The following is a 1659-nucleotide window of genomic DNA, read 5'->3' on the forward strand; positions in this document are numbered from 1 at the left end:
CCCGCATCCACGCGACGGACACCGCGCGGTTCACCCGGCTCCGGGACGGACTCGCGGGCCGGGACCTGACGTCCGCCAGGCAGTGCCCCGCCACGCCGGTGGTGGCGGAGCTCCTTGAAACACTGGCCGCCGAGCCGCGCGTGCTGGCGCACTCCGACTTCTGGTCGGGCAACGTCCTGTGGGCGGACGACGGGACCCTCACCGGCGTCATCGACTGGGCGGGCGGCTGCCTCGCGCCGCGCGGCTTCGACGTGAGCTGGTGCCGCCTTGACCTGCACCTTCTGCATGGGCCGGCCCTCGCGGACGTCTTCCTCGACGCGTATGAGCGGGCGTCCGGCGTGCGGGTCGCGAACGTGGAGGCATGGGACCTGTTCGCCGTCCGCAACTCGCACGCCTGGGTGGAGACGTGGACGGACAACTACGTCCCGCTGGGACGTACCGACCTGACACCCGCCGCCCTGCGCGCCCGGCACACGGCGTGGACGACGCGGTGCCTGCGGGCCTTCTACCGGGCGTGAGACGTCGCGCAGAGGCGGACGATCTCCGGAAGGAGTCCGGCGAGGACGCGCTCGTCCGCCGGGTCTGAGGGGGTGTACTCGGTGATGCCCAGGCCGACGACCTCGTGGCGGGACGTCAGGGCGCTGATCTGCGACAACAGCTCGTCAGCCGGGAGGCCGCCGGGTTCGGGGCAGCCGACCGAGGAGAAGCCGTCGAGGACGTCCAGGTCGAGATGGACGTACAGCACGGCGTCCTCGCGCAGGTTTCCACGATCGCCGAAGCCCGCGCGGTCGAGGTAGTCGCGCTCGGCCGAATCAAGCGCGCGAACGCCGGACAGGGCCACCTGCGACGGCCGCAGCGGCGTCGGCGGGACGAGGTCTTCGGGGCCCTCGCCGAGCAGCGTGCGCAACACCATGCCGTGAAACGCACCCGACGGCGACGACTCCGGGGTGTTGAGGTCGCCGTGCGCGTCGAACCAGACGACCGCCAGCCGTTCGCCGTACCGGCGCACCGCTGCGGCGACGGGTTCGAGCTCGACACCGCAGTCTCCCCCGACCGTGACGGTGAGCCCTTGCTCGGGCAGAACCTCCCGCACCCGCGCCGCCGTCTCCGCGAGAGAAGCCCCAGGCGCCACCCGCACACGCGAGGACGCGCCGGGGACGTGCTCGTCGCCGCAGATCAGCGACGCGATCCAGGCCGCGCCCTCGACCAGCCTCCCCGCGTCCGAAGCGGACGACCCCTGCCACTGCGGCACTTCGATGACGGTGTACATCGCGTCCTTCCCGGTGGTGTGGGCAGTAGTGTCGTCGGCGTCGTCCGCGAAGGTCCACTTAGTGTTCCTGCGACTGTCTGTAAGGCCGGCTTGATGTTGGATCCGACGCGCCTGCGCCTCCTGCGCGACCTCGCCGAGTACGGGACGATGACCGCCGTCGGCGAGGTGGCCGGCATGACGTCCTCCGCCGTGTCCCAGCACCTCGCTCGGCTCGAACGGGAGGCGGGCGTGCGGCTCTTCCACCGGGTGGGACGCCGCGTCCGGCTGACGCCCGAGGGACACCGCCTGGTCGGACACGCGCACACCGTCCTCAACGCCCTGGACGCGGCGGAGAAGGATCTCCGCGAGGCGGGCCGGCCGCGCGGCCCGGTGCACGTCGCGACCTTCGC

3 protein-coding genes are annotated in these 1659 nt (G+C 72.3%); 2 read left to right on the forward strand and 1 reads right to left on the reverse strand.

The annotated features are described in order from the left end of the window. Positions 1-518 (forward strand): phosphotransferase family protein (locus AB0J52_RS39390; protein WP_500188208.1); only part of this gene is annotated, 518 nt, incomplete at its 5' end. Here AB0J52_RS39390 and AB0J52_RS39395 read toward each other — a convergent pair. Continuing rightward, entirely contained in the window at positions 506-1270 is a 765-nt protein-coding gene (locus AB0J52_RS39395; protein ID WP_500188209.1) for an arginase family protein, read from the reverse strand. The two genes, AB0J52_RS39390 and AB0J52_RS39395, sit on opposite strands and share 13 nt — an antisense overlap. Before the next feature lie 93 nt (positions 1271-1363). Here AB0J52_RS39395 and AB0J52_RS39400 point away from each other — a divergent pair. Continuing rightward, positions 1364-1659 (forward strand): LysR family transcriptional regulator (locus AB0J52_RS39400; protein WP_500188211.1); only part of this gene is annotated, 296 nt, incomplete at its 3' end.

Source organism: Spirillospora sp. NPDC049652, from assembly GCF_040675125.1.
Taxonomy (GTDB): Bacteria; Actinomycetota; Actinomycetes; order Streptosporangiales; family Streptosporangiaceae; genus Spirillospora.